This window comes from Methylibium sp. T29, assembly GCF_000576205.1.
GTDB classification, from domain to species: domain Bacteria; phylum Pseudomonadota; class Gammaproteobacteria; order Burkholderiales; family Burkholderiaceae_C; genus Methylibium; species Methylibium petroleiphilum.
Genome location: NZ_AZND01000190.1, coordinates 1 through 6,509, shown reverse-complemented (window position 1 = coordinate 6,509; position 6,509 = coordinate 1). Strand labels below are relative to the sequence as shown.

General features: G+C 72.4%; 4 protein-coding genes. 2 read left to right on the top strand and 2 right to left on the bottom strand.

The genetic code is table 11. The features are described from left to right. Positions 1-102: 102 nt before the first annotated feature. The gene (gene xdhB, locus x551_RS16945) at positions 103-2,478 is read right to left on the bottom strand and encodes a xanthine dehydrogenase molybdopterin binding subunit (RefSeq protein ID WP_051495786.1); all 2,376 of its coding nucleotides are present in this window, start codon (positions 2,476-2,478) and stop codon (positions 103-105) included. A 210-nt stretch (positions 2,479-2,688) separates the two neighbouring features. Then, complete coding sequence (gene xdhA, locus x551_RS16940) at positions 2,689-4,236, bottom strand: xanthine dehydrogenase small subunit (RefSeq protein ID WP_036233448.1); 1,548 nt, start codon at positions 4,234-4,236, stop codon at positions 2,689-2,691. 124 nt (positions 4,237-4,360) lie between these two features. Between xdhA and x551_RS16935 the strand changes: the two genes are divergently transcribed. Together x551_RS16935 and guaD are read left to right on the top strand one after the other, a co-directional pair. Further along, entirely contained in the window at positions 4,361-5,341 is a 981-nt protein-coding gene (locus x551_RS16935) for a LysR family transcriptional regulator (protein WP_036233447.1), read from the top strand. Positions 5,342-5,363: 22 nt separating this feature from the next. After that, on the top strand, positions 5,364-6,509 hold a 1,146-nt coding region (gene guaD / locus x551_RS16930), incomplete at its 3' end, for a guanine deaminase (protein WP_036249687.1).

Genomic DNA, 6,509 nt, shown 5'->3' with positions numbered 1-6,509 from the left:
CTCGCGGGGTACCGAGCCGCGCGTGGCAGCCACCTCGACGACGATCGCCGGGCGGGATGCGTCGAGCCAGCGGAGGGCGTGGGTGCGCAGGGTCATGGTGCTTCAGCGTGCCGCGCGCACCGCGTCGATCGCGTCGAGCACTGCCTCGGGCGTGGCCGGCGCGCGCAGCGGCGGGTCGACGCGGTGGCCACCGACCGCCGAGACCGCGTCGCGAATCGCCAGGAACACCGAGAACGGCAGCAGCAGCGGCGGCTCGCCGACCGCCTTGCTGCGGTGGATGCTGTCCTCGACGTTGTCGTTGTTCTCGAACAGCGCGGTGCGGAAGACCGACGGGCAGTCGTTCGCGGTCGGGATCTTGTAGGTGCTGGGCGCGTGCGTCATCAGCAGGCCGGTCTTGGGGTGCCAGACGAGCTCCTCCGAGGTCAGCCAGCCCATGCCCTGGATGAACGCGCCCTCCACCTGGCCGATGTCGACCGCCGGATTCAGCGAGCGGCCCACGTCGTGCAGCAGGTCGGCGCGCAGCAGGCGGTGCTCGCCGCTCAGCGTGTCGACGACCACCTCGGCCACCGCCGCGCCGTAAGCGAAGTAGTAGAACGGTCGGCCCTGCAGCGTCTCGCGGTTCCAGTGCAGGCCGGGCGTGGCGTAGAAGCCGTCGCTCCACAGCTGCACGCGCGCAGCGTAGGCCTGCGCCACCAGCGCGTCGAAGTCGAGGCTAGCGCCATTGACGTGCACGCGGTCGTCGGCGAAGCGCACGGCCTGGGCCGTGCCGCCCTGCATCGCGGCGGCCAGCGCGGCGAGCCGCTCGCGCAGCTGGCGGGCCGCGTCCTGCGCGGCCTTGCCATTCAGGTCGCTGCCGGTCGAGGCTGCGGTGGCCGAGGTATTGGCGACCTTGTGGGTGTCGGTGGCGCTCACGCGCACGCGCTCGAAGGCGATGCCGAGCTCGTGCGCCACCACCTGCGCCACCTTGGTGTTCAGGCCCTGGCCCATCTCGGTGCCGCCGTGGTTCACCAGCACCGAGCCGTCGGTGTAGATGTGCACCAGCGCGCCGGCCTGGTTGAAGTGCGCCACGTTGAAGGAGATGCCGAATTTCACCGGCGTCAGCGCCAGGCCCTTCTTCAGCACCGGGCTGGCGGCGTTGTAGGCGGCGACGGCCGCGCGCCGTGCCGCGTAGTCGCTGCTCGCGGCCAGCGTGTCGACCAGCGGCGCGATCACGTTGTCGTCGACCTGCTGGCCGTAAGGCGTGACGTTGTTCGAGGTCGTGCCGTAGAAGTTGGCGCGCCGAACCGCCAGCGGGTCCAGGCCGAGTCGGCGCGCCACCGAGTCGAGGATGACCTCGATCGCGATCGCGCCCTGCGGCCCGCCGAAGCCGCGGAAGGCGGTGTTGCTTTGGGTGTTGGTGCGCGCGCTGTGGCCGTGCATCGCCACCTCGGGCAGCCAGTAGGCGTTGTCGAAGTGGCACAGCGCGCGCGTCATCACCGGGCCCGACAGGTCGGCGCTCCAGCCGGCGTTCGACACCATCGTCACCTCGGCCGCCAGCACGCGGCCGGCGTCGTCGCAGCCGACCTCCCAGGCGTACTCGAAGCCGTGACGCCGGCCGGTGACGAGGAAGTCGTCGTCACGGTCCACGCGCAGCTTCACCGGCCGCTGCAGCTTCACCGCGGCCACCGAGGCGACGCAGGCGAACACCGCCGACTGCGACTCCTTGCCGCCGAAGCCACCGCCCATGCGCCGGCACTCGACCTGCACCTGGTTGGAGCGCCAGCCCAGCGCATGCGCGACCAGGTGCTGCATCTCGCTCGGGTGCTGGGTCGAGCAATGCACCTTGAGCCCGGCGTTCTCGGTCGGGCAGGCGTAGGAGATCTGGCCTTCCAGGTAGAACTGCTCCTGACCGCCGACGCTCAGCGTGCCCTGCAGGCGGTGCGGCGCGGCGGCAAGCGCGGCGCGCAGCGCGCCGGGCGCCGACTCGCGCACCAGGTGCATGTCGGGCAGCACGTACTGCCGCTTCGCGTGTGCCTCCAGCGCATTCAGCACCGGCGGCAGCGGGTCGATCGAGAGCACCGCCTTCGCCTGGGCGGCAGCGCGGCGCGCCTGCTCGCGGTCGGTGGCGATCACCGCGAACACCGGCTGGCCGAGGTAGTGCACGTGGCCGGCGGCGAGGATGGGCTCGTCGTGCACGATCGGGCCGCAGTCGTTGGGCCCGGGGATGTCGGCCGCGGTCAGCACCGCCACCACGCCGGGCAGGGCCTTCAGCCGCTCGACGTCGATCGCCTTCAGCACGCCGTGCGCCACCGGCGACAGACCCAGTGCCGCGTGCAGCGTGCCGGCCAGCTCGGGCAGGTCGTCGATGTAGGGCGCCGCACCGGACACGTGCAGGTGCGCCGACTCATGGGGGCGCGCGCGGCCGGCCTCGGGGGCGCACTGCTTCGAGGGGGGCTGGGTGCCGCTGTCGACGAGGAAGGCGTCGGCCTGCTTGTTCACCGGAGTCTCCTGTTCCTGTTCATGCCAGGGTCTTCGGGGCGGTGCTGCGGCGAGGTGGAGGGTGGGGCCCCGTGGGGTGGGTGAGTGGCAACGCGCATCGGGTACCTCCGCCAAGCGATGACGCTCACCCGCCCATGGCCCCGCACGCGCCCGACAGGAACGACAGGAGCAGGCATCGAAAAAGGGCTCATGGACGCAGTACGGTCCGACTCAAGCGGCCGCCCACACGTTGGTCTGCGAGGTCGGCAGCGGCGCAACCGGCCGCGTCTCCAGCCACAGCCGCATCAGCAGGTTCTGCGACGCGCGCAGGCGGTAGGCGGCCGACGCCCGCATGTCGGTCAGCGGCGCGTAGTCGGTGGCGAGCGCGGCCATCGCCGCCTGCACCGTGGCCTCGGTCCAGGGCCGGCCGACGACAGCGGCCTCCGCTGCCGCGGCCCGCTTGACGATGGCCGCCATGCCGCCGAACGCGAAGCGCGCCTGCACCACCGTCTCGCCGTCGAGCGTGAGGGCGAGGCCGGCGCACACCGCCGAGATGTCGCAGTCGAAGCGCTTGCTGAGCTTGTAGGCCCGCACCTGCGTCGAGGCGGCCGGACGCGGCAGCTCGATCGCCTCGATGAACTCGCCCTGCGCCAGCCGGTTCTTCATGTAGTCGACGTAGAAATCGGCGAGCGGCAGGTGGCGCTGCTGCGCGCCACGGCGCAGCAGCAGTACAGCGTCGAGCGCCAGCAGCACCGGCGCACTGTCGCCGATCGGCGAGCCGTTGGCGACGTTGCCGCCCATCGTGCCGGCGTTGCGCACCGGCAGCGACGCGAAGCGGCGCCACACCTCGGCGAGTGCCGGCGCGACGCCGACCAGCGCGCGCCATGCGTCCTCGAGCGGCGCCCCGGCACCGATGCGCAGCGTGTCGCCCTGCCACTCGATGCGCTTGAGCTCGTCGACGTCGCCGAGGTAGACGATCTCGCCGAGCGCACGGAACTGCTTGTTGACCCACAGCCCGATGTCGGTGCTGCCGGCCAGCAGCCGTGCTTGCGGGCGGCTCTCGACCAGCGCTGCCAGCGCGGCCAGTGTGCGCGGGGTGTGGAAGCCGGCGGCTGGCTCGGCGATGTCGTCGCCGGGTTGCTGCCCTTGCAGGGCGCGCAGCGCCGCGACGATGGGCGCGGTGTCCAGCCGCCTGGGTGGCAGCGTGAACATGTGCTCGCCGGCGTCGAGGATGGGGCGGTAGCCGGTGCAGCGGCACAGGTTGCCCGACAGCTCGTCGGCCAGCTCGGCGCGCGTCGGCTGCGTGCCGGCCTCGCAGTGGCGCTCGTAGCACGCCGCGAGCGACATCGCGAAGCCCGGCGTGCAGAAGCCGCACTGCGAGCCGTGGCAGTCGACCAGCGCCTGCTGCACCGGGTGCAGCGTGCCCACGCCGGGGTCCGCGACGGCCACGCCCTGGGCGATCGCCTGCAGATCCTCCACCGTCAGCAGCGCCTTGCCGTGCAGCGTGGGCAGGAACTGGATGCAGCTGTTCACCGTGCGCAGGCTCAGGCCGCCGACCACGGTGGCGCGCGCCGAGGTCGTGCCCACCGCATCGGCATGCTCGGCCAGCTCGGCGACGACCACAGTGCAGGCGCCGCAGTCGCCCTCGTTGCAGCCCTCCTTGCTGCCGGTGCAGCGGGCGTCCTCGCGCAGCCAGTTCAGCACGCTGCGCGTCGGCGATGCGCCCTCGACCGAGACGACGCGGCCGCGGTGGAAGAAGCGAACGGCTGGCAGGCTCATTGCGTGGCGTTGGGGGAGCGGCGGGCGGGTGCGGTCTGACGAATCTTGCGGTTCGGGCCGAAGGTACTCCACGCCGACCCCATGCGAATACGATGCCAGCGATAACCGGTATGCCGATGACGATATGAGCCAGCCCACGCTTTTCGACAAGATCGAGCTCCATCTCGTCCGCGTCCTCCACACCGTGATCACCGAACGCAGCGTGTCGCGCGCCGCCCTCAGGTTGCGCACCACCCAGCCGGCCGTCAGCGCTCAGTTGAAGCGCCTGCGTGCGCTGGTCGGCGACCCGTTGTTGGTGCGCTCCGGCACCGGGATGGCGCCGACCGCGGTGGCGCTGCAGCTGCTGGAGCCGGCAGCCGAGCTGCTGCGCAACGCCGAGCGGCTGTTCGGCTCGCGCGCCGAGGCGCTGGCCTTCGACCCGGCGCACAGCGAGACGACCTTCCGCGTGGCGGCGAGCGACTACCTCGACCCGCAGTTCCTGCCCGCGCTCGTGACGCGGCTGCGCGCCGAGGCGCCGGGCATCCGCGTGGAGGTGCTGCCGCTGTCGGCCGAGTTCGACTACCGCAAGGGCCTGGCGCGCGGCGAGGTCGACCTGGTGATCGGCAACTGGCTGCGGCCACCGGCCGAGCTGCACTTGGGCCGCCTGCTGTCCGACGAGATCGTCTGCCTGGTCGCCGAGGACCACCCGGCCGTGAAGAGTCCGCGCAGCTGGACCGCCGAGCGCTACCTGGCCAGCGAGCACATCGCGCCGACGCCGCTGCATCCCGGCGCGCGCGGCGTGATCGACGAGCACCTCGACGCGCTGGGTCTGGCACGCGACATCGTGGTGCGCAGCCCCTACTTCGGCCTGGGGCCGCAGATGGTGGCGCACTCGCGGCTGGTGCTCACCACCGGCCGGCTGTTCTGCAGCCGCTACGTCGGTCAGCTGCCGGGCCTGCGCATCGTGCGCTGCCCGGTGCCGTTCCCGGCGCTGGTGTACTACCAGCTCTGGCACGAGCTGAGCCACCAGTCGGCCGCCGGCCGCTGGCTGCGCGGCGTGATGCGCGATGTGGCGCGCGGCCTGCCGAAGCCGGGGGCCACGGTCCCGCGCGCCGGCGCTCACTGATGACCACGCGAGGGAGCACCGCATGAGCCAACGGCTGGCCCTGTTCGGCGACCTGCTCGACATCGAGGTCGATCCCGGCTTCGCCGCGCCCGGGGACGCCGCTGGCGTGCGCTACCGGCCCGACCACTGGCTGCTGGTCGAGGACGGCCGCATCGTCGGCGCCGAGCCGGCCCGCGCCGGCAGCGGCCCCGACGCGAGCTGGCAGCGCGTGGACCACGCCGGGCGGCTGATCACGCCGGGCTTCATCGACACCCACGTGCACTGCCCGCAGCTCGACGTGATCGCGAGCTACGGCACCGCGTTGCTCGAGTGGCTGAACACCTACACCTTCCCGGCCGAGCTGCGCTATGCCGATCCACTGGTGGCGGCCAGCGGCGCCGAGCGCTTCGTCGATGCGCTGCTGGCGCACGGCACCACCTCGGCGGTGGTGTTCCCGACCGTCCACAAGGGCGCGACCGAGGCGCTGTTCACCTCGGCCCGCGCACGCGGCATGCGGCTGGTGGCCGGCAAGGTGCTGATGGACCGCCACGCGCCCGACGGCCTGCGCGACGACGTGCTGCAGGCCGAGCGCGATTGCGCCGACCTGATCGCGCGCTGGCACGGCAACGGCCGCCTGTCGTACGCGGTGACGGTGCGCTTCGCGGCCACCAGCACGCCCGAGCAGCTGGCGATGGCCGGTCGGCTGTGCCGCGAACACCCGGGCGTCTACATGCAGACCCACGTGGCCGAGAACACCGACGAGGTGCGCTGGATCGCCGAGCTGTTCCCCGAAGCGCGCAGCTACCTCGACGTCTACCACCGCCACGGCCTGCTGCACGAGCGCGCGGTGCTCGCGCATGGCATCTGGCTCGACGACACCGACCGTGCGCTGCTGCGCGACACCGGTGCGCAGATCGCCTTCTGCCCGTCGAGCAACCTGTTTCTCGGCAGCGGGCTGTTCGACTGGCAGGCCGCGGTCGACACCGGCTACCGCGTGTCGATGGCCAGCGACGTGGGTGGCGGCACCAGCCTGTCGATGCTGCGCACGCTGGCCGATGCCTACAAGGTGCAGGCGCTGCGCGGCGTGAAGCTCAGCGCCTGGAAGGCGCTGCATGCGGCCACGCGCGGCGCCGCCGAAGCGCTGGGCCTGGCGCACGAGATCGGGCAGCTCGGCGCCGGCGCGCTGGCC

What these genes read in the sequence shown, in the direction of transcription:
- xdhA (WP_036233448.1), bottom strand. Translation starts at nt 4,236, where the DNA reads ATGAGCCTGCCAGCCGTTCGCTTCTTCCACCGCGGCCGCGTCGTCTCG.
- x551_RS16935 (WP_036233447.1), top strand. Translation starts at nt 4,361, where the DNA reads ATGAGCCAGCCCACGCTTTTCGACAAGATCGAGCTCCATCTCGTCCGC.